14 protein-coding genes are annotated in these 23,139 nt (G+C 45.9%); 4 read left to right on the plus strand and 10 right to left on the minus strand.

The features are described 5' to 3' along the window. Positions 1 to 647 precede the first annotated feature (647 nt). Complete coding sequence (locus tag BLU80_RS00595; protein ID WP_091392097.1) at positions 648 to 1,739, minus strand: helix-turn-helix domain-containing protein; 1,092 nt, start codon at positions 1,737 to 1,739, stop codon at positions 648 to 650. 257 nt (positions 1,740 to 1,996) lie between these two features. Here BLU80_RS00595 and BLU80_RS00600 point away from each other — a divergent pair, with 257 nt between their 5' ends. Further along, on the plus strand, positions 1,997 to 3,028 hold the full coding sequence (locus BLU80_RS00600) for a LacI family DNA-binding transcriptional regulator (RefSeq protein WP_091392099.1): 1,032 nt from the start codon (positions 1,997 to 1,999) through the stop codon (positions 3,026 to 3,028). A 12-nt stretch (positions 3,029 to 3,040) separates the two neighbouring features. Here BLU80_RS00600 and BLU80_RS00605 read toward each other — a convergent pair whose 3' ends face one another. The 5 genes from BLU80_RS00605 to BLU80_RS00625 form a co-directional block, all read right to left on the minus strand. After that, on the minus strand, positions 3,041 to 4,537 hold the full coding sequence (locus BLU80_RS00605) for a glycoside hydrolase family 28 protein (RefSeq protein WP_211481697.1): 1,497 nt from the start codon (positions 4,535 to 4,537) through the stop codon (positions 3,041 to 3,043). A gap of 37 nt (positions 4,538 to 4,574) precedes the next feature. Then, positions 4,575 to 6,815, minus strand: a complete 2,241-nt coding sequence (locus BLU80_RS00610) for an alpha-N-acetylglucosaminidase (protein WP_091392101.1) — start codon at positions 6,813 to 6,815, stop codon at positions 4,575 to 4,577. A gap of 2 nt (positions 6,816 to 6,817) precedes the next feature. Then, the gene (locus BLU80_RS00615; protein ID WP_211481698.1) at positions 6,818 to 8,059 is read right to left on the minus strand and encodes an acyltransferase family protein; all 1,242 of its coding nucleotides are present in this window, start codon (positions 8,057 to 8,059) and stop codon (positions 6,818 to 6,820) included. Positions 8,060 to 8,190: 131 nt separating this feature from the next. After that, complete coding sequence (locus tag BLU80_RS00620; protein WP_244518632.1) at positions 8,191 to 9,858, minus strand: RagB/SusD family nutrient uptake outer membrane protein; 1,668 nt, start codon at positions 9,856 to 9,858, stop codon at positions 8,191 to 8,193. A 27-nt stretch (positions 9,859 to 9,885) separates the two neighbouring features. Continuing rightward, on the minus strand, positions 9,886 to 12,930 hold the full coding sequence (locus BLU80_RS00625; protein ID WP_091392106.1) for a SusC/RagA family TonB-linked outer membrane protein: 3,045 nt from the start codon (positions 12,928 to 12,930) through the stop codon (positions 9,886 to 9,888). A gap of 630 nt (positions 12,931 to 13,560) precedes the next feature. On the opposite strand from BLU80_RS00625, the gene BLU80_RS00630 reads away from it, so the two are divergent. After that, positions 13,561 to 15,723, plus strand: a complete 2,163-nt coding sequence (locus BLU80_RS00630; protein WP_091392108.1) for a glycoside hydrolase family 65 protein — start codon at positions 13,561 to 13,563, stop codon at positions 15,721 to 15,723. A gap of 76 nt (positions 15,724 to 15,799) precedes the next feature. Here BLU80_RS00630 and BLU80_RS00635 read toward each other — a convergent pair whose 3' ends face one another. The 3 genes from BLU80_RS00635 to BLU80_RS00645 all read right to left on the minus strand — a co-directional run bounded on the left by BLU80_RS00635 (position 15,800) and on the right by BLU80_RS00645 (position 18,986). After that, positions 15,800 to 16,591, minus strand: coding sequence for a carbon-nitrogen hydrolase family protein (locus BLU80_RS00635; RefSeq protein WP_091392111.1), 792 nt, complete (start codon positions 16,589 to 16,591; stop codon positions 15,800 to 15,802). A 54-nt stretch (positions 16,592 to 16,645) separates the two neighbouring features. After that, positions 16,646 to 17,725 (minus strand): calcium:cation antiporter, encoded by a 1,080-nt coding sequence (locus tag BLU80_RS00640; protein WP_244518633.1) that lies wholly within the window; start codon positions 17,723 to 17,725, stop codon positions 16,646 to 16,648. 100 nt (positions 17,726 to 17,825) lie between these two features. Further along, positions 17,826 to 18,986, minus strand: a complete 1,161-nt coding sequence (locus tag BLU80_RS00645; protein WP_091392113.1) for an MFS transporter — start codon at positions 18,984 to 18,986, stop codon at positions 17,826 to 17,828. 449 nt (positions 18,987 to 19,435) lie between these two features. On the opposite strand from BLU80_RS00645, the gene BLU80_RS00655 reads away from it, so the two are divergent. Then, positions 19,436 to 20,200, plus strand: coding sequence for a DeoR/GlpR family DNA-binding transcription regulator (locus BLU80_RS00655; RefSeq protein ID WP_091392118.1), 765 nt, complete (start codon positions 19,436 to 19,438; stop codon positions 20,198 to 20,200). Positions 20,201 to 20,416: 216 nt separating this feature from the next. Then, positions 20,417 to 20,992 (plus strand): cysteine hydrolase family protein, encoded by a 576-nt coding sequence (locus tag BLU80_RS00660; RefSeq protein ID WP_091392120.1) that lies wholly within the window; start codon positions 20,417 to 20,419, stop codon positions 20,990 to 20,992. A gap of 84 nt (positions 20,993 to 21,076) precedes the next feature. Here the strand turns inward: BLU80_RS00660 and BLU80_RS00665 are convergent, their stop codons facing one another. Next, positions 21,077 to 23,134: a beta-L-arabinofuranosidase domain-containing protein gene (locus BLU80_RS00665; protein WP_244518634.1), complete on the minus strand. Its 2,058-nt coding sequence runs from the start codon at positions 23,132 to 23,134 to the stop codon at positions 21,077 to 21,079. Positions 23,135 to 23,139: the final 5 nt, after the last annotated feature.

Genomic DNA, 23,139 nt, shown 5'->3' on the forward strand with positions numbered 1-23,139 from the left:
AAAGGAGTCATTCTCTCTCATTTTCCGGAGCAACTTTCTCTTGCACCTTTCAGCACGTTTCAGGTCAATTCTTGCTCTTAAGCAACTTCTTTGCCGTCCTCTTTAAATTCGCTATCATTTTTTGGGTGAAAAAGTTATGATATAACCGCCCCGTTGTCATTTGACTTTGTGGATTCAGAAGTGCTTTATACACTTTTACTAATTTGGCTAACAATAGATATATTAGAACTTTATCCAAAGTTTTACCCTTGGACCTATATCACGAATATTTTAAAGCACCTTTACAGCCTTTTAGTCGCCAAAATAAGTTGCAGCCCCTATCCTAAATTCTAAGCGACCATTTTTCGCCTTATCGGGCCATCCAAGTTCATTATAAATGCCTTTTCGGGACACCCTTTTATCCGGATATTTGACATCTTTGCACAGCAAAAAAAAGATTAGAGGACATTAAACCAGACACCGGGTAATCAGTAATAATACTTCTGCAATGCCCGTCTAATCCTTTAATAGAGGTGCCGCAACCAAGACATCTGCTTACTATTTATCTAACCCAATCATCCTTTAAAAGGCATGAGACCATACAACAACATGAATCCTTCTCATAACGTCTTATGCCTTTTTTATTTGTTTAAAGATGTCTTATCGGGCTATCCGTTCAGGGCTGAAGGGGAGAAACCGTGACATTTTTTAAACGCCTGAGCAAACTTGCCCGGGCTTTCGTATCCGAGTTTAAAAGAAATATCCTTGATCAGCATTTGGTCTTCTAAAACCATGTTTTTAGCCACCTCCATTTGCCTGTCCTGAAAATATTGATAAAGCGGTTTGCCAAACAATTGGCGGAACTCTGTCTTTAATTTGGTTTCAGATACACCGAACTTTTTGGCTAAAAAGCTCACTCCGGCAAATTTCTCAAACAAATGCTCCCTTAAATACCGCTCAACCTTGCTCATAGAGAATTTATCGTCGTAATCAACCGCTACGCTTCTTTCCACAACCCGCTGTTGCTTGCAAAGGTCAAAAAACTCAAAAATAAAAGCAAGCGTGGTGTATTTCAGGTTGAGCCTATCCACTTGGCTGACATCGCTTCCTAGGTTCATCACCTTTTCAAAACGATCGAAATTTTCCAGGGCCTCATCCGTAGGGCCTAAAGGCCAGATAATATAACTGGTACTCGACTGGATAAACTTATCCAGTCCTCCGTCTGAAAATTTTTTATTCACTCTTAAATTCTTTTGTAACCATGCTTCACTAATATAAAGGGTTATATACTTATTCTCTGCTCCTTTAAAATTCAGGTCACAATGCCTTTCTCCGGGTTTATAAAAGGTCCAGCTGTATTGTGGGAAACAGACAAATTTGTGGCATATATCGTTATTAATACTGGTCACATTGTTTATGTTATTCAGACTCAGCATATAATACCCTTCTAATTGCTCCGCCGCCGGATCCTTTTTATAGATAAGGTCATAGGCAACATTAGCCTTATACCGAATCTTAGAATACATAAGCCAGCATCCTTCTTCGAGCTCCTGATAATAAAAGCCGCCCTGACAAAAGGGGTTACTGGAATAAATCTGCTGCTTTTCCTTAAAATGCCTGACAAAAGGAAATCCGTCGAAACTATCTATCAGTGATTTAGCAGACTGGCCGTTATAAGGCAGGTGATAAAATCCTTTGCTATAGGTAAAATAGCATTGTTTGAACTGATTCAGCCAGGTTTTTAATTTTTTGGGGTACATAAGCAGTTTTTGTTTAGTAGCAAGAAATATCCACGCACCTTTGCTTGTCTACGCAATACAGATAGTCAAATATACCGATTAGCCTATTAATACCCCCGGCTCCGTCGATTTTAAGCGGGCAAAAGCCTTGACCAGGCTTAAAATGCTTTGATTATCAGCTAATTTATATATTGTATAATGTACAAGATACCTTGAGTATGGTTTTTTCGGGTATATTTAGGCCCATAACAAATCAAAAGAGGGATTGATCTTTTTTCATGAGTAAAATGACCATACAGGTCCTGGCAGATCATCTGGGACTATCTATTTCTACGATTTCTAAGGCATTAAAAGACAGCCATGAAATCAGTGCGGCAACCAAACAAAAAGTCCTGGAGGCCGCTACTGAATTAGGCTATACGCCAAATCCTTATGCAAGCAGCCTCAGAAAACAAAAGAGTAAGACCATTGCGGTCATATTACCAGAAATCTCTGACAGTTTTTTTGCGCTGGCTGTAGGGGGCATTGAGTCAGTAGCCACTGAAAGGCAGTACCATACTTTGATTTACCTTACTCATGAAAGCTTCCTGGCTGAAAAAGATGTCCTGAAGCACTGTGCCGGGGGCCGGGTAGACGGTGTTTTAATTTCTGTTTCAAAAGAGACCACCGAAACCACCCACTTTGACACTTTAAAAAGAGCGAATATTCCTTTTGTTTTTTTTGACAGGGACCTGGAAGGCTATGAAGCCAACAAAGTATTAACCGATGATTACAGGTCTGGCCTCATCGCCACCCGGCACCTGATTGACCAAGGTTGTAAATATCCGGTTTTCATCTCCCCATCAGACAGTTTATCTGTCTGCAACAGGAGATATGATGGATTTAAATCTGCACTTAATAATGCCGGGCTCCCTCAGGGAACAGAAAATTTTATACTGGTGGACTGTCAAAACAGGGGCGCCTCCTTAACCGAGCAATTAAAAACCGTACTCCAGCAAAATCCTGCTATTGACGGAGTTCTGGCTTCCGTAGAAGACATCGCTATTCATAGCTACCTGGCCTGTAAAGAACTTAATATTTTAATTCCGGACCGCCTGCAGATTATTGCCTTTACGACTATTAAAACTGCGGATATATTTAGCCCGACACTGACAACGATTACCCAACCCGCCTTTGAAACCGGCAAACAGGCCGCCAGCATTCTGTTTGATTTAATTGATAAAAAACAACCTAAAGTCAGCGGGGCGCCTTTAATTTTGCCGTCCATTCTAACCGAGCGCGCATCCACCAAAAGCATCACCCGGGCTTGATGCCCGGGATATTTATTTCCAGACCAACTGCCGCACATCTTTTTGGTAGAGACTATCCCCGTAATAAACGGCTTTATGTTCGCCCCAGTTAACAGAGCAGTTGCGGACCGTAATCCTGGCGGCAGTATCAAAATAAAAGCCCGCCGTCTTGCCCTTTACAAAACCTTCTACCTCGGCCGGCCGCCTGTCGTAAACCCCTCCCGGAAAATTCGTCGTTTTATTAATAAATACATCCACGTTATCAAACACGATGTTATCCATCTTATCCTGAGACTGTGCGCCGACAAATACCCCGTTCTCGCTAAAACACTTGATATTGGTAAAAAAGATATTGCTGACCCGGCCCACACGTCCCTCGGTGGCCCCCATGGGGAACCTGAGACTGGCATCCTTGTTACTCGTCTTTGCTCTGCGGTAGGCCGTTACATAAATAGGCTCGGCCTTACCCCACCATACATCACTAAAAAAATGACCTTCAATGATCATATTGGAAAAGATCACATTATCCACTATCCCTTCATCTCTGTTCTGGATACCGACCCCTCTGTTGCTATTGCTAATAATACAATTATCAAACACCACCTTTCTAATCGTATCCATATTCTCAGACCCGATTTTTATAGCACAGCTTCTGGAAGTAAGTGTACAACCGGTAACCGTTATATTTTCGCAACTTCCATATGCCCCGTATTCTCTTCTGTTTTTAAGGCAAATACAATCGTCTCCACTCTCAATATGGCAATCACTGATTCTTACGTCTTTACTATGATCCAGGTCTATCCCGTCACTATTACGCACTTTAACGCTGTTTTTTAAGGTAATTCCACTGATGACAACATCCTGGCATCCCACCAGATGAATGGTCCAGTAAGCTGAATTCCCTATCTGCACATCCCGGACACGGATATTCTTTCCGTCAATAATGGTCAGCACATGCGGCCTGGGATCTACTTCAGTAAACGGTTTGAGTTCATAGCTGTCCTCCAGCTCCTTACCCATAAAGGAAATCCCGTTGCCATTTATAGTGCCGGTACCGGTAATAGAGAAGTCTTGAATATGCTCCCCGTAAATCCACAGGGTGCCTTCTCCTGTGTTTTGCGCAGTAAACGCACTTAAGGTATAAACGCCGGGATCCGGACTTGCAAGCAGTTCAGTGCCTGCCGCCAGATGTAGTTCTACACCCGATTTAACTTCAACAGGTCCTGACAGAAAAACTGCGGGGTTGTTTGCCGGTTCTGCGCATAGCAATACCTGGCCGCCTCCGGCAGCGTTGCAGGCATCTATCGCTTTTTGTATAGCGACGCTGTTATCTGTTTTCCCATCCGCTACGGCCCCATAGGCCCGGATGTCAAATACCGCAACAGGTGCTGATTTTATAGAAGGGCCTTGTGCCGATCCCCAAATACAAAAAGACATAAAAAAGACGAAAAAGACACTTCCCGGCAGGCTAAACCAGGTTCTTTTGCACTTAATCCTGCTTCTTTTTTTGATAAGGCTTACTACATTCATGCTTATGCTGACTTTTTAGATTAGGTTGTTCCAGTGATTAAAAGGCGCCCGTGACGCTGGTGATATATTTTGTATAGAGCTTCCTGGACAGGGCAACAGGATCTCCCTTGGGTTTAGTGGGATAATCCTTCCGCTGATTGACCCAGTGCCACTCCCAGTCCTTTATCTTCTTTTCAAAGGCGGCCTGGTCCATTGATTTTCCCTGCCTGAGCGCCAGTTCTGCCTGGTCAAAAAACTGTTGCCATCTGGGTTTATAAAAATCATCTAACAGCCCACTCCACTGCCGGCAGGAATACTCATGCAGTTTACATTCTTTATCTCCCCAAAGCGTAATCAGGTCTTTGGCATTGAACTCATAAAGTGCTTTTTCCCGCGTGGTCGTTCCCCATTTTCTGGCGTCCGCGATCCAGGGCCCGAGTAAAAAATCCTGCCTTGTGGCAAGCAGCGCATCCAGATCTTCAATCAGCTCAATAAAGGATGTGGCCTCCTTATGAAATACATTCAGGTTCTTTGCCTTATAGGCAGCTGCTGCTTTTTGTTGAATCACCAGTGCGTAATTAGCCAGCACCTGTCTGCCAAGATCTACCAGATCATACTGAAACCCGTCACTGTTGTGACAGGCCGGCGCAGCAAGCATTAATTCACTCCAGGCACCTACCAGGTCATTCCCGTCATAGTTTAAAGAGGTATTTGTCCAACGGGTGCTGGAATCAAACGTAGGTCTTGCCTGTAATATCGATTCATTGCCGTCCCTTTTGTACCTGCTGGCAGGCACGGTATACACCGTCTTTTGCAAAATCTCCCAGGCCTTCCGGGCATGTATATTATCCACTTCGTAACGGTTTGTCAGATAGGCGGGCAGCCAGCTATTTAAATCAATAGGTGTGTTCCTCCAGGTGTTTTCCATCATGAGTTCATAGATCACCGGATTCTGCTCGATGGCCTCCATGGTCAGCCCAATGCCGGATAAACGTCCTTTCAAGGGACTGGCAAGGGCCATTGCCGGGCCGGTAGCCACGGTCTCCATTCTTCCGAATAAATTATTATTACCCCCAAAATTATTCAGCATATTCCAGATCCAGGGTTTACCATAAAAAGCTTCTGTTCTTTTCCATACGGGTTCAATTTCTGTGGCCAGATCAAGAACAATCATTTTGTCATCCGGCACCGCGTCCAGCAGGGCTTTAATCTGGGGCGCCTTCCAGAACTTACGGTCACTGAAAAAGAGCCAGCCTTGCATCACCCACACGGCTGCGCTGTCAACCGCCTGCATTCCCTGGTAAATCTTTTTGCTGAGATCTGCCAGATAATCCGGTGCATCGCTGGGCGGCTCATTTTCATTAAAAGTATCCGCCGAATATAAATGATCCGTTCCCAGTAGTGCTGTCTGTTTTTTAAGGAATAATTGCGCCACTTTCTCAAACAACGGATCATGTGCATCCAGAATATAGGTGTCTGCAAACCCGTTTCCCCAGGAAGTGGTTTTAAGTTTCGCCTCGGGGAATTTTTCTTTAAAGGCCTTAGGCACGTGCCCGGTAAAAGCCGGCAGGACGGGCGTCATCCCCAGCGACCTTTCTCTTTCCAGGATTTTCTTTTGTAACTCAAAATGACTTTTCATCCAGCTAAGGGGCAAAGGCCCGCCCCACCCGTCCAGATTTCCCATCCAAAACCAGCTGAAATAAGCAGGCCCGCTAAAAAAGCCCTGTAATTCCCCGTCTGTAAAACCCATTTCTTTATAGACCAGGTACCAGGTGTACGCCTCACCGGTAATCGCAAGGGGCATATTGATGCCATGTAAAGCCATCCAGTCAATTTCCTTTTCCCAGCGGGTCCAGTCCCACCAACTCATGCTATAATTAAAAGTGCAGTAGTTTAGATAATATCTGTAAGTATAAGGTGTTTGTTTTCGGATGATATGATCAGGAACGGGCAGCTTTTCCGGTAAATGCATCTGTACACCGTTCCAGGTAATCTGGGCATGGCAATAATGGTTCAGATAATAATATAAACCGGAGGCTACAGCCGTGCCGCTACCGGCTTTAATTAAAATCCTGCCCTCTTTACCCGCGATGGTAAAGCCTTCCGGCTGCTCCCCAGCCGGCTCCGCTTCAATGATAAACTGCGACGCGTGTCTGGGTACGACTCTATGCAGCAGAGCCTCTGCCGCCTTTTGATTCAGCTGGCAGTAAGCCGTCAACGGCCCTGCTGTCAGTAGAATACCCGACAGTATTATAAAAACAAATAATCCTTTGCGCCTTATCTTACCGGATACATCCATAACTATAATTTTAAAAAGATTTTCTTTTTATACAAAAACCAAAGCAGCACAAATTGAATCAGTGCCACGCCTGTCCAGATAAAGGCATCATGATAAGGCAAGGCCGTACAATCAATCAACCCGCCGAACAAAAATCGGGCGGACGCTTCAAAGTCAACAACTCCATGGGCCGCCATATAAATGAGTATGGAATTACATCCCAGATAAACCAGCGGCATCGCCCATTTCCTGTAACCGGACACGTCAATAACAAAATAAAACAGGGTCATTAACAGTAAGCTCCACCCAGCCGTATACAAGACAAAAGAGCTGGTCCACATATTTTTATTGATGGGAAAAGTAAGGTTCCATGCCCTGCCTATCAACAGTAGCGCAATGCCCCCAAGCATCATATACAGAGATTTTCTTTTTTTGGACAAGGACTCCCTTCTCAGCAGCTCTCCTGTAAAGATCCCAAATAAGGCAGAACCAATAGCCGGCAAGGTGGATAAAATACCTTCCGGGTCATAAACGCCGCGGTGCAGTTTTCCGGGTAAAAACAACCGGTCAAACCAGGCGGCCAGATTACCCCCCGGCGTTAACACCCCTGGTCCAAACCCAGGCACCGGAATTAAGGTCATCATAGCCCAGTAGCCCAGTAAAATACCGGCTAACCAATAGATTCTACGCTTAAAGTCTGTATTCAGGTAGATGAGCGCCGCAAAAAAACAACTTAGCGCAATGCGTCCCAGTACACTTGCAAAACGGGTATCATGATACCCCGTAAAAGCAAGCGCCCCGTTTACCACCATGCCCAGTAAAATCAAAAGGATGGTCCTTTTAAGCAGAGATTTGTAAATACGCTGTTTAGCCGTTTTGATATCCGCCTCAGGCCTGCTGAAGGATTTGGCAAAAGAAAAAGGCATACTGACCCCTGCAATAAAAATAAAAAGCGGGAAAATCAGATCATAAAAGGTAAACCCGTTCCAGACGGAGTGATGAAGCTGATTGCTTGCCCCGACAATAAAATGCTCCCAGCCGTTCAGCCGGCCGTCAACCGCCATCTGATAATCCACATGATTTTGCGCCAGCTGATATTTGTCTTTCACCACCCCGGCCAGCCCATGAACAATTCCCTCACCGCTGACAATCCAGAACATATCAAATCCCCGCAGCGCATCTAAAGATAAAAGTCTGGCGGAACTTGCCTTTGTCCCGGTTTTTGCGCCGGATACAGGGTCTGTATGTTGAATATTCTGACTCAAAGGTTAAAATTAGGCGATGAGCTGCATGGAAGTAAAAGCGTTATAAAGATAAAAAGACTGTTTCAGAACTGCACATTTTACTTTTAGTAAATGGTACAGCGGCTAAAACAGTCTGATTATGTTTTTAAAAATTAGTATCCCGGATTTTGTTCCAGCTTGCTATTGGCAGTTCTGGCAGCTGTCGGGATAGGGAAGATCTCACGGTAGGTATCTTTATTGGTTTTAAAGCCATAAGTATCTTCAAATTTACCGAAACGAATCATATCATCTCTGTGCTGACACTCCCAGGCAAATTCCCGGCAACGCTCTTCATAAAGTTTTTCCAGACTAACGGAGGTCCAGGCGGCGGCGGTAGTTCTGTTGGAGCGCACCTCATTTACCAGAGACAGCGCCGTCTCACCTTCAGTAGCCGTTCCTCCTCTTAAAATCGCTTCAGCTTTTGTCAGCAGGATATCTGAGTAGCGGTAAACCGGCACGTCATTATTCTGGTTTCTGGTGCTGGAGCTGTTATCGGGATAAAATTTAATATTTCTGGCACCCTGGTTCCAGGCAATTTCATCATTGCCACAGTCCAGTAAGGAGACGTTTTGTCTGAGTTGAATAGCCGTATCGATATTCAGGGCATAAACATAGGCCGCCGATCCGTCTGAGCCGGAGTAAAACTGATCATATCCCTGTTTGGTCGTGGCTACCATAATCGGATTACCATCATCCCAGTACTGCGGGCCATACAGCCATTGCTTTAAACGGATGTCGTCGGTATCTTCTAAAAAGTAATTTAAGAAGCTGGACAGGGTCGCCCTGGGTCCGCTGGGCTTACTGTTCACCAGCCCGTTGCCCGTTGTCTGATTCACCACCGGATCTACATTAGACCCCACCGTGGCTCCTGAATATCCGTACTTCATACCCAGGTTGCGGTTAAGATCATAACGGCCATAGAACATATATCCATCCGAGGTGGAGGGGTCATAGGGGATGGCAAAGATAAACTCAGACTGCGTAGTCGGGCCGTTGTCCGGATAAAACATTTTCAGATAAGTACTTCTGGGCTGTACGGCGTATTTTCCGGACTGGATAATACTGTCGCAGGCCGCGATACACTCATTATACTTGCCGGAGCCTGTATACACTTCAGCATTCAGATACATTTTTGCGAGCAGTGCATAGGCAAAGTATTTAGTCGGCTTGCCGTAAGTGGTCGCATCTACCTCTGTTTTTAAATCCGGTATTACCGCTTTTAATTCAGAAGCTACAAAGTTAAAAACTTCGGTACGGCTGGCTCTTGGCTGAAGGCCCGGGCTTGGGTAAATCGTATCCAGGGGTACTCCTCCGTATAAATCCATCAATTCCCAGTAAGCATACGCTCTGATGGCTCTTACTTCGGCCAGACTGCTGCTTTTTGCCTCGCCTTCGGGCGCATTTTGCAGCAGATACAGGGTCTGGTTACAGGTTCCTACCAGTCCCGTGACATCGTTCCAGGCGGTCGTCGTCCAGTTATGATCTGGTGTCCAGGTGTGGCGGTGCAGCATTTCATAACTGGCTCCGTCATACCAGTTTCCACCAAATGCCAGTAAAACAGCTTCATCCGTGGAGCACTCCTGCATGAAAAAATAAGTCAGGGCATAGTGGCCGCGAAGGCTGGTATAAACCGGTCCTATTAAGGCCTGAAACTGCTCTTCCGTTTGCGGGAAAACATCTTCTGTATATAAAGATTTTGGCGTAACATCTAATTTATGACACCCCCAGATTGTCAGGGGCAATAATGCCGCCATAATATATTTTAAAGTCTTTTTCATCATCTTGATTTGAAGGTTAATTACATTGTTTTAGAATCCAAGGTTTACGCCAAATACCAGTGTCCGGGTCTTAGGATAGAAATTGTTGCCATCTACACCCAGGCCTACACCTCCCTGGTTGATTTCGGGATCGATACCAGTGTATTTGGTAATGATAAACAGGTTATTGGCTGTCAGATAAAGCTTCAGACCGCGGACGGCTGAGTTAGCCTTAATCGGTACATGATAACCCAGTGTTGCATTATCGAGTCTGATATAATTACCGCTTTCGATATACCTGGTTGAGTAGGCATTGTTTTTAGCATCCGTCATCAGATCATCCTTAGCATAGGTGCTGATATTGTTCACCGCTGCATTTACCGTATAAGACAGATCCGCCCTGGTGACATTAAATATTTTGCTCCCGAAAGACCCTCTGAAAAAGAAGTTCAGATCAAAGTTTTTATAGCTGAGTGTGTTATTCCAGCCCACGAGTAATTTCGGATGCGGGCTGCCGGCATATACATAATCCTCTCCGATACTGGGCGACGTCGTTAAAGAGCCGTCCTTTGCCCTGAACTGAGAATTTCCGTCAGCATCTTTTCCTTCATATTGCAGGGTAAAGAATTCACCAATAGCATGGCCTACTTTTAAAATCTGCAAAGTGCTGTTGGTCTGGCCCGGTCCATCAGGCTGCGTATAACGGATGGAGTCAGAGTTAACCCCGTACTTTGCAGGGCCTTCCATATTTAAAATCTTGTTCTGGTTGGAAGAAAGATTAAGCCCGGTGTTCCAGGAGAAGGTGCCGGTTTTCACCGGCGTTGCGTTTAAACTCAGCTCAATACCCCGGTTACGGACTTTACCGCCATTTCCCCAGACCGTTCCGCCGGGCACAATCGTGCTGCTGACCGTGTAGGAGAAAATCATATTGGTCGTAATCTTATTGTATACATCCAGGGTGCCGTTCAGTTTACCGCCAAATAATCCAAAGTCCAGCCCCAGGTTGGCCGTTGAGGTCACTTCCCACTTTAAATCCGGGTTGGAACCCTGCGCAACCCCGATAGCCGTCTCATATTCCCCGTTATTATAGTAGGTTCCGTAGCTTTTAAATAACTGCTTGGCCGTATAAGCGCCGAAGCCGAAGGCATTACCGGTCTGACCATAACTGGCTCTCAGTTTTAAGTCGCTGATAAATTGCTGGTTTTTCATGAAGTTTTCCTGATCGATTCTCCAGCCCACGGAAACAGACGGAAAATAGCCCCATTGATTATTGGTTCCGAATACGGAGCTGCCGTCTCTTCTGACGGAAGCCTGCAACAGATATTTTCCCGCGTAATTATAATTGACACGGAAGAAATCACTGATAAATTTCGTGGTCTCATAGTTGGTTCCTCCAAAATTAACCGTGTAGCCGCTGACGGTCTGATAATTGCCCAGCCCCAGATTATAATATCCGGTGTAATCTGAAACAAAATTAGTGTTGGAAGCCTGCAGACCGTCTCCGGAGTTATTCTCCTGCCAGGAGTATCCCAGAACAGCGGTAATGGAATGCTTGTTAAACTCCTTATCCCAGGTCAGATAAGATTCGATGGTCGTAGCATTGTTCTCATAAGAACTTCTGTACGCCGCCCCGTTTTCTCCAAAGGTAATCAGCCCTTTATTCGTAAATCCGGGGTCCGGATTGCTGTAAAACCCGGATTTATAATTATCTGAGTAATAGCTGTTATAATATTCTCCATGTAAAGAAGTGTTCTTCTGATAGGCCGCATTTATATTATATTTGAAGCCCCAGGGCAGGGTAGCCTCCACCGTAAAATTGCCCATCAGGGTATTATACTTGGTGTTATCCTCGGCATTATTAATCAGCGATACCGGGTTAAAATAGCCGGGGGTATTGAAATTCTCATAATAAGTACCGTCCTCATTATAGACGGGAGAAGTCGGCAGATGTTTGGCTGCCTGATACAACACCACATTACGCAGCGGTGTATTATCTGCCTTACTGCTTGAATTGGTCAGGTTCAGGCCTAATTTTACTTTATCATTTAACACTTTCTGGCTCAGACTTAACCGGGCAATCAACCTGCTTAAATTACTTTTTTGTAAAATCCCTTCTTTATCCAGGTAGTTCAGACTGGCACTGTACGTGCTTTTATCATTGCCCCCGCTAAATGAGAGATTATGGTTATGAGAGACGGCCTGGGAACGCTGAATCGCTTTCATCCAGTCGGTGGTAGCCCCCAGGTCATTTTCCGGGGCAATGGACCCGCCATTACTTTGCACATAATTTTTAATCTGATCGGCATTCATGACTGATAAAGAGCCTGACACCTTTTCCAGTCCTACATATCCGTCATAAGAAGCAATGGCTTTACCGGCCTTTCCTGTTTTGGTGGTAATAATAATGACCCCGTTAGACGCCTTATTACCATAAATAGCGGTTGCCGCCGCATCTTTTAAGACTTCTATCGAAGCAATATCAGAAGGGGCTACCGTTGCAATGTCTGCTCCCGGAATCCCGTCAATAACATAAAACGGACCCTGCGGGCTATTAATGGTGGAAGCGCCGCGCAGTACAACAGAGGCGGACGCATTGGGGTCTCCACTGGAAGTAATATTTAACCCGGGCACCTTACCTTGTAACAGCTGACCCACGTCACCGGTAACGGCCCTGTTCATTTCCTCCGGCTTGATGGAGGTTATGGAACTGGAGAGCGTCTTTTTAGAGTTATTACCATACCCGATCACCACTACATCTGATAAGTTTGCGGCCGTAGTGACCATTTTAATGGTATAGAAATCGCTGGTCGTGACTTCTACTTCCGCCGTTGTAAAGGACACGGCCGTAACCTGCAGTATATTACCTTGAGAGGCACCGATGGCAAATTCTCCGTCACTATTGGTTACAGTCGCCGCCTGCTTGCCTTTAATCTGAACCGTTGCGGAGGCCACCGGCTCCGATTTATCATCAAGGACTTTACCTTTAATGGTTTTAACCTGCGCACTTGCCTGCAAGGTAATAAGCATGCATAGAAGCATCAGCCAGGCTGCATGGATACTGAGATACAGCTTTCGTTTGAATGATCTGATCAACATAGTTAAGGTTTTAGATTATAAGGTTGGATTTGTAATAAAAAAAGCCTGAGTTTTTCTCGTTTTCACTTTAATGATCCTGATTTTTCCTTGTTATTTGTAGAATATACAATTATGCCAAAAATAACATTCTTTAACATAACAAATTTTAAATCGCCATTATTTATTTGCGAAAACGCTTTCGTGATTTTTAAGCAGGCAGTGCGGGTCTCTAAAACAGGGCGACCTTTTCTTTTTGCGTCAGAAAAGATAATAATTTGTTGGTTTTTAAATCGGTATAAAATTATATTTAATGGCAGGCAATTTACAGGCCGCTTAAGATAGGATCGATAAAGGTTAAATCTCTGAAAAATTAAGCAAACGGAAAGCCTGATACATGGGCCATTTCCTTAACATCTTATAAACAGAAGGGTCAATAAATTTTTTACGTCTTTTTTAGGCAACACACCCTTCTTTTTGCCATTTATCTGACGAGCTGCGTCTCCGCAAAAAATCCGGAGTATTTTCCCAAATGTTCGCAGTTTTTAGCCAGAATCTATTCTCTGACTGATTTTGCCCGGTGGATGGGCGGAAGTCTTCCTGGAAATAGGTAGTTTCGTAACCAGGCATCCATCTTTAAAAATCAAGATCTCCATGAAACATAGTATTCTGGGCGCAGCCTTACTGCTTTTTGCCAGTAGTGCATGTCAACAACCGGGCACCGCCACCAAGCAGTCAGATAAGATCGACAGAAAGGCCGTCGTTTCAAGGCATAATGTCCATCTTTCGGGCATCGATACACTTGGCTCCCTGACAGTTGGTAACGGCAGGTTTGCCTTTACGGTTGATGTCACCGGCTTACAATCCTTCCCGGTGGCCTATGCAAACGGCGTGGCCCTTGGCACCCAGTCAGAGTGGGGCTGGCACAGCTTCCCTAATGACCAGGCGCTTACCTTTTCTGAAACACTGGATACCTTTAATTTTAACGGCAACCATCCGGCTGTATATTCCGTACAGAAAAAAAAGGGCCGGGGCAAGGCGGCCTCAGATTATTTCAGGGCAAACCCGCAGCGCATCCAGCTGGGCAACATCGGACTTGTCCTTTTAAAGAAGAACGGCCAGGAGGCTACCTGTCAGGATCTTACCCAAATAGATCAGACACTGGATCTATGGACGGGCACCATCACCAGTAAATTTGAACTGGAAGGCACTGCTGTAGAGGTCCTTACCTGCGCCGACAGCGCTCAGGACCAGATCGCTTTCAGTATCCAGTCAGATTTATTAAAAGAAGGCAGAATAGGCGTTCGTTTCAGATATCCCACGCCCTTAACCGGTTTTTCAGACAAAGCCATTAACTATGATAACTACCCCGGCAACACCACTTCCGTAGTTTCCAGTGACAGTCAGGCCGTTTTTAAAAGAAGGATTGACACTTCCCGTTACGGGGTTCAGGCGAACTGGACGCATAGAGCTACCCTGATACCTAAATCCGTCAATGAGTATATTTTAACGCCTGACAGTCACAATAACCGTTTCAGCTGTACGGTAGCCTTTGAACCCGGAGCCCGCGCCTCACTCCCTGGTCCGCTAACTTTCAGCCAGGTTCAGCAGCACAGCACCAATGGATGGAAACGATTCTGGCAATCGGGGGCTGCCGTTGACTTCAGCCAGTGTACCGACAAAAGAGCTTTTGAACTGGAACGGCGCGTAGTCCTGTCTCAGTACCTGCTGCGGGTTCAGGAGGCCGGAGATAACCCGCCTCAGGAAACAGGCCTTACCTATAATAGCTGGTACGGCAAACCGCATATGGAAATGATCTGGTGGCATATGGCGCAGTGGGCATTATGGGGCAGACCGGAATTACTGGCTCCTGCACTTAACTGGTATTTCAGGGCCCTGCCTACTGCAACAGAAATTGCCCGTAGGCAAGGCTACAAGGGAGTGCGCTGGCCTAAAATGACCGACAATCAGGGAAGAGAAACCTCTTCCAATGTAGGGTCTTTTCTGATCTGGCAGCAACCGCATCTGATTTATCTGGCAGAACTCATCTATCAGGATACCCACGACAAAGCATTTCTAAAAAAATATCAGGATCTGGTATTTAAAACCGCAGACTTTATGGCTTCCTTTGCCAGTTATGACAGCGCAAGTCAGCGTTATAATCTGGGCAAAGGCATCATCCCTGCCCAGGAATGTTTTAAGGCGGCAGAGACCTATAACCCTCCCTATGAACTGGCTTATTGGAAATGGGGGCTACAGACCGCTCAAAGCTGGCGCCAGCGGCTAGGCCTTGCGCCTGACAGTCAGTGGCAGGCAGTCATTGACCACCTGGCGCCCTTAGCCATAAAGGACGGACTCTATAAAGGGGCAGCGGATGTAACGGATTCTTATTCCCCCAATTGCCGCTATACCATCGATCATCCTGCGGTTTTAATGGCCCTCAGCACACTGCCGGCTAACCATAGCGTTGATACCGCCGTTATGAGCCGCACCTTTGACACGGTTGAAAAGGTCTGGCACTGGGAGCATACCTGGGGCTGGGATTTCCCGATGGTGGCGATGACTGCCGCAAGGCTGCACCGCCCGGAAGAGGCCATCAACGCCTTATTTAAAAATGTAAAAACCAATACCTATCTGGTCAACGGACATAATTATCAGGACGGCAGACTCACCATCTACCTGCCCGGTAACGGTGCCCTGCTCTCTGCCATTGCGCTGATGTGCGCCGGCTCCAAAGAGGATCCCCAGCACAATCTGGGTTTCCCTAAGGACGGCAGCTGGAATGTCAGATGGGAAGGCTTCGAGCAGCTGCCTTAATCATCAGCCGCCCTTTTAGTGCGTTTACTTCATTTAAGCTAAAAAGAGTAAAGGACAACTTTACTCTTTTTTATTTTCAGTACGTAAGATTACCCGGCTTGAATCTATTGGCGTACACCCTGGTGGCTTTTTCCGGATGGATGTCAACCACCAGTAAGCCGGAGACCCGGTAGGGCAGATGGGCCGTACAATTTCCCTCGGGATCAAATACGGCGCTTGCCGACTGGGGGAAGGCCGAACAATAATTTACACTCGCAAAATAAATCCCGTTCTCAAGGGCACGCATCATCATGGCTTTTTCATAATAGGGGTTTTCGGGCGCCATGAATTGTCCATAGACAATCCCCTTTTCGTTACTGCCATTAAAATGTGGATGAAATACCAAGTCTGCCCCTTTCACAGCGCAATACCTCACCGATTCCGGATATCTGAAACCTTCATGGCAGATACTGATACCAAAATTAAGATGACCCACCTGGAAAATATTTCTTTCAGAGCCCGCCTGCCAGTAAGCATCCTCTGAAGGGTCCAGTTGATTTTTGGTCTGATAGCCTAATATATCGCCTGTCGCATCTATTACATAGGCCAGGTTCATGAATGCACCCTTTATATAACCATCCATTGGCAGAACCAGGGCGATGGCATTTGAAGCGGCCACCTTCTTGGCGACATCCAGGGCTTCTTTAAGCGCCCCCGGGGACTGGTCCTGCCGCTGGTAGCCCATGCCGGGATAACCCGGCAAAAAAGATTCCGGAAAGCAGAGTATTTCTGCTTTCGCTTCGGCCGCTTCGGCGGTCATGGATTTCAGTAATGCTATCCCTTCCTGTAATGACCCGGGCATAGGAGGTGCCGCCAGTGCAATTTTCATGGATTTTTTTTATGCTTAAAGCCTTGCCTGGTCAGTAGCTCAAACCGGCAGCGCTTAAGGAAATATAACGGTAAATATATAGGCTCCTAAATTTACCAGTAAGACCACCCCATACAAAATATTTGTTTTTCCTTTACTCAGCGACAGCATCACGGTAAAAATGGATAACCCTAAAAGAATCATCGATTTAGTATCCAGCCCTAAAATCAAATCCAGATGTAATAAACGGCTGACAAAAACAACCGCCGGAATCGTCAGCCCGATACTGGCAAGGGCTGAACCAAGCGCCAGGTTCAGGCTTGTCTGTAAATTATTCTTTCTGGCGGCGATGATGGCGGCCATCCCTTCGGGAAGCAATACCAGTGCGGCGATCAGCACACCCACCAAGGAGTTAGGTAACCCGGCCCTGATAACGGCCGCTTCAATAGCCGGAGAAAATGCTTTTGCCAGTAAGACCACCACGCCCAGGCTAATCAGTAAAAACAAAAGGCTCATCATCAGATGGAAGTTATCGGGAGGACCGGCGTTTTCTGTGGGCTGAACCGCTTCAGCCGGATGCTCCGATAAAAAATAATTTTTGTGTCGCACCGTCTGAACCAATAAAAAAGTACCATAAATACCCAGGCAGGCAATCCCAATAAAGATCAGCTGTACTTCACTGTATCTGGGTCCGCTGACACTGGTCGTATAGTTGGGGAGAATAAGCGTCAGTACCAAAATGGCAATCAGGCTGACCAGGGCTGTATTCACAGAGTCCTTTTGGAAAGACTGCTCAAAATGCTTGGCGCTGCCTACCAGTATGCAAATGCCGATGATGGCATTTAGGATCAGCATTACCGCAGAAAAAACCGTGTCTCTGGCCAGGTACAACGCTTTTTCCCCTCCTGACATCATCAGGGTGATAATAAGCGCTACCTCTATAATGGTAATGGCTACGGCCAGTAGTATGGTCCCAAAAGGTTCTCCTACTCTGACGGCAATAACTTCTGAATGATGCACGCCCGAGAGCACGGCTCCGATCAAAAGCAGGCCGGTCAGCATTTCCAGCACAACCGATCCGTCTGCCCAATGAAAGAAATAGGCGATCCAGGCTATCAGCGGTAAAATAAAAGACCAGTTAAACAATTTTTTCACTTGCCGGTATTTAAAAGGGTTCTCGTATTGCAATTAAAAATAACCAATTTTTTCTAACCGCTCCGTTCGAATATAGCGGATGGCTACCCGGACGTATCATTTAAGCAGGCTGTTTACCGGTTTTGCGGACAATAGCCACGCAAAGCATCGCCATTACCACCCATTCTATGATAATGGCCGGGCTCCAGTTTTGAATGCCGCTGCGCTGAACAACGACCCCCATCAGATAGTTGACCAGCATATTGCCTGCAAGGGCTACGACCAGCACGACACTAAAAGCCGTGGCAGAGAGCTGACTGAATCTGTCCGCCACAAGCCCGAGCATCAATGGGAACCCGCCTGCCAGACCGGCTCCGATAAAAATCAAACCCAGCACATTCATAAGGTATCCTGCCGGCAAGACTGTCAGCGCCCATCCTGACAAGAGCAAAATAAAGGCGATTTTCCATAAAGCGGCGCCAGAGCGGTTTTTTAACAGGCTTCCCAGCAACAGCCGCATGACCGTCATACCGGCTACTGATAAAGAAAGCGCAAATAATGCTTGATTATCCGCGAACCCTTTGGCCCCGATTAAATAAGACGTTGACCAGTTATTTACCAGAGATTCCAGGCTGCTCTGACAAAACAGAAAAAAGGCGATAAGTAATAAAACAGGGTCTTTTATGAGTGCCACCACCTGTTTTATGGGAAAACCGGCGCCTAATTTAGCCGCCGGGAAACGGATACATAGATAAAATAAACAGACGGCTAAAGAGAGCGCGCCCACTGCTGCTATGATGACATCATAAGCAATCCGGTTCACAAGTGCTGCCAGCACTAAAGGCATCCCCAAAGCACCCATCCCAAAGAAGACGCCCAGTATGCTGAGATTGGCCCCTTTTCTTTCTCCGCTTAAATCGGCCACCAGCGCACTGGAGGCCCCATTCATGGCTCCTCCTCCCAGGCCAAACAAAAATACACAGATTCTCAACAGCCACCAGGAAGAGGCAAAGGCCATCCCCTCAAAGCCTAAAAACATGCTCAGGCAACACCCGGATAAAATATATTTAAATCCGTACTTATCTGCTGCCGGTCCGAATAGCAGAGAACCAGTCAGAATCCCTAAGGGAAGGATTGAAAAAAGCGTTCCGGCCCCGATTTCACTGAGTGAGAAACGCTGCATTAAATCCTGCTTAACGGATCCCAGTGTCGTGATACCCATACCAAAAATCAGGATCCCCAGACAGGCTCCTGCAAATACTCTTTTTTGAGAATACAACATACCATCTAACTAAGGTGAAAAGATACGCTTACTTAAAGATCAAATATCTAAAAAAGGTTAGCAACAGCTACGGGCTTGCAATTTTGTGCCGTAAATTTATAATTTTTAGCATAAAACGGCGACATTTTCCATGTTATTTTTTCCGTGTTTCCTTTTTTATGGATTGCATTCATTTCTTTTTTTTGTTTAAAAATCCAGAAATCGGCCTCCGATAAAAAACACAATAGATTGCTATCAAATGACATACATCATTTATGCCGATACGGCCTTCCTTTTCCCCTTATGGGATATTTCTGTAAATATCCCCTATAATATGTCCATTAAATACAAATATTATTCGTATTTTTAATACGCGGATTTATGCGGGTTTATGCGATTTGTCATACCAGCCGTAAATCCCCAAACCGGATTGAGAACTGAACAAAAGCGACTACTTAAAACCCAAGAATATGGAAATCCCTGCTACAGGTCTTTTTAAAAATGAAAGACATGCCTTCATTATAAAAGAAATCAATTTACACAATAAAGTGCTGTCCTCTGAACTGAGCCAAAAGCTCAATGTTTCTGAAGACACCATCCGCAGAGATCTGGCTGAACTGGCAGATGCCGGAGAACTGATAAAGGTCCATGGCGGCGCACTGTCAAGATCCTATCATTATCCGATTCAGCAAAGCAAAACCTATGCCCATGATGCCAAAAAGGCTATTGGCAAAAAGGCGATTCAGCTGCTGCGCCCCGGCTCCCATATTTTAATCGGGACAGGAACAACGATGCTGGAACTAGTCCGGCAAATCCCGGACGACCTGGAGGCTACTTTTTTTACCGTAAGCCCGCTGATGGCCCTGGAGTTAGCGACACACCCTTTGATCAAAGTTATTTTAATTGGCGGACAACTGGATATGTCCTCACAAATTAATATTGGAGAAAAGCCCATTGCAGAACTAGCCGATATAAAAGTGGACTTATGCCTACTGGGTGCCTATGGCATTGACCCGGTAGACGGATTAACAGAAAACGACTGGTCGGTGGCACAGGTAAAAAAAGCCATGTTACGCGCTGCGCGTCAACTGGCCATTATCACCATATCTGAAAAACTGGATTCCTCCTTACCCATGCACCTCTGCCCGCTGAAAAATATTGATTATTTAATTACTGAACTGCAGCCGGATGACCCTAAACTGGATGGATACAGAAACGATATTATCCTGATATAAATCAATAAACCTATTGCCTTACTGCCGGGACTACTGCGTTCAATAATTAATAGGTGGCCTTACACCCGTTTTAATAAAACTTTTGTCCGGCAACCGGGCATATTCGGCCCTTGCAGTACATCTGACCTATTTACAGCTTTAACAGGCCGCCCGATACTTTTGAACGGCCATTGCTTACTTTTGTCCTAAATCTCTTTGAATTTTATACATGTATTTATGGCAACAAATCATCAAACATACGCAGATACAGCACTACTCGTCATGGATGTGCAAAAGCACACGATTAAATCCCTGAAAGACCCCAATTATTATATCCACGGTATCGCAAGAGCGATTGCAGGAGCCAGAAAAGCAGGCATTCCGGTCATGTATGTCGTCGTTGGGTTCAGAGCCGGCTATCCGGAGGTTCATCCGGATAATCTGGCATTTTCAAATATTAAAAACACCAACGTGGGTCTGGATGACGCCGCCAACTATGCCATACCTGATGCCATTGCGCCTAAGGCGGAAGATCTGGTGCTGATTAAAAAGCGGTTCAGCGCTTTTGCCGGCAGCGGTCTTGATTTGATATTAAGGGCCCGGCAGATCAGACACCTGGTGATGGCTGGAATTTCTACCAGCGGGGTTGTATTGTCCACCCTCAGAGAGGCCAGCGATAAGGATTTTAAAATAACCGTTCTGGCTGACGGATGTTCTGACAGAGACGACACGGTCCATCAGGTATTAATGGAAAGAGTTTTTCCCCGGCAGTCACTCATTATTACAATTGACGACTGGCTTTCCTTATTGTAGATACCGGATGCTGCTTATTAAAAATAAAAGAGGCCTTACTTATTACTCCATATAATAAGTAAGGCCTCCTTTATTGAATATCCCTTATTTTGTTTCTACTACCGGAAAGGAGCTGATCCTTAAACGGGTCGCCCCCATCGGGATGAGCGTCAACGGTTCCTCGGGCGTACTGACGAGTACCGGACTTTGCGGCAACACGCCACAGAGCTCATTTTTATCGATGGTCCACCCGGGTATTTTTCTACCCTTGGCTTCTATTTCAATGGGAACAGAACCCGGGGTAAAGGGCATGGAATCCTTCGGCCAGGCCTTGTATTTGACCACCCAGTTGGAGATATCTCCGTCTTTAGGCAATACAAGTCCGTAATTCCAGGCGCTGGCAGGGAAGATATTGTAAGCGGGCCACTTTGTGGGATCGGCATCTGCCTGCCAGTGGGAATCTCCTATAGCCGTTTTACGGCTGTCTTGCTTTACAAACTCCTCCTTTATCTTTAAAGAAAAGCTCAAAGGACCCAAATCTACGCTCACACTATTTTTATTTTCCGCCCATTTTTTAAGCGTGGGTTTCATGGGCAGTTTAAGTTTTATCTGATCGCCGTTTTTCCAGCTACCCACTACTTTGGCGTATCCTCCTGCGTGTAACGCTCCGGATACTTTTTGCCCGTTGACAAACAGCTCCGCATGCTCGCACCAGCCAGGTATTCTCAGATATACCGGGAAGCTGACCGTTTTAGCAGTAACCACGGTAAACCGAACTTCCTGTTCAAAGGGATAATTGGTCTGTTCCTTTAAGGTAACGGTTGTGCCACGCCCTACTTTTGCCTGTACCTCACTTTGCGAGTACAGTACAGCTGCTATTCCGTTATCCGGTGTGGCCATCCATAGATTTTCCGCATAATAAGGCCATCCCTGCGCATGATTATGCTGACAGCACCTGCTGCTAAAAGGATTCATCATTAAAAACGGCCCGCTGTTTTGAATACCGGGGCTGTGATTCTTATCGTCGCTGATAACCATATTTGGTGCCGTAAGGTACCTGAGGGATTTAAAATCCGGCATAACAGCCGCGGGATACGTATTAAAGGCTACATTTTCGCAGTTGTCTGCCCAAAACGGGTCTCCGGTGAAGCGAATCAGCATTTCATCGGAAGCCATTTGTTCCACCATACCGCAGGTCTCCACAGCCTGGTGCGGGTCCGTATATCCGGGTCTTGCATTTTCGTCGGCCCCGAACATCCCTCCCGGCACCTGTCCATAGATATTACGAACCAGATAAAAATCACGGTAAGTGGCATTCAGATCGCCGGAGTCTTTGGACTGCATAAAATAGGTGGCAGGCTCCCTGAAACTTTGGGCGATATTAACATTATGCCAATTAGGCAAATTATCCGGCTGCCGCCAGTTTGCCGTATTGCGATGTATTTTTTCTGCCAGTTTCAGTAATCCGGCATCTCCCGTTCTGTTGTACAGCCAATAAACACTGTACAGATTATCGCCCCCTCTGCTGTTTTCCCAATAATCTTTTAAGAACATGCTGTCCGGCAGATTCAGTTCCCAATCAAAGTATTTGGTCATAAAGGGGATAACACGGTTGTCTTTGCTATAATCATAATAAGATTGCAGGCACCAGAGCATAATCATATTTGGCCAGAGGTCGGGCTTGCCGTTATTCAGATTGAGCGGCCCGAAAAACCCGTCCGGTCTTTGTGTCTTAAGCACAGCCTCTATCCACACCATCGTTTCTTTTAACATGACGGGATCCTTTAATATATAGGCCAGATCTCCATATCCTTTTAACCAGTAAGGCACTTCTTCCCAGCCGTGTCCTCCCTTACCTTCTTTGTCCAGCCAGGCATTGTCGTTTTTTTCCAACCAGGCGCTGATCTCGCCTAAATGCCCGGTCAGTCCGTCCCTTTGGAGTTCCAAATATTTTTTTAGCCAGCCTCCCGGCTGAATGCTGCCGATGGGCAGCTTTATAAAATGCATCGGAGCCAAGGGGGCTTTATTGCCCGGATAAAATCCATTCTCAGCATGAGTCTCGGGAAAATTAACCTGTGTTACTATTACCGGCCCCTTCTGAGCGCTGGCCACGCTCAGAAAAAGTGACTGACAGGCCATAATGCCCGCAGCAAGTTTTATCATCTTTT

The organism is Arachidicoccus rhizosphaerae (genome assembly GCF_900107765.1).
In the GTDB taxonomy this organism is placed as follows: domain Bacteria; phylum Bacteroidota; class Bacteroidia; order Chitinophagales; family Chitinophagaceae; genus Arachidicoccus; species Arachidicoccus rhizosphaerae.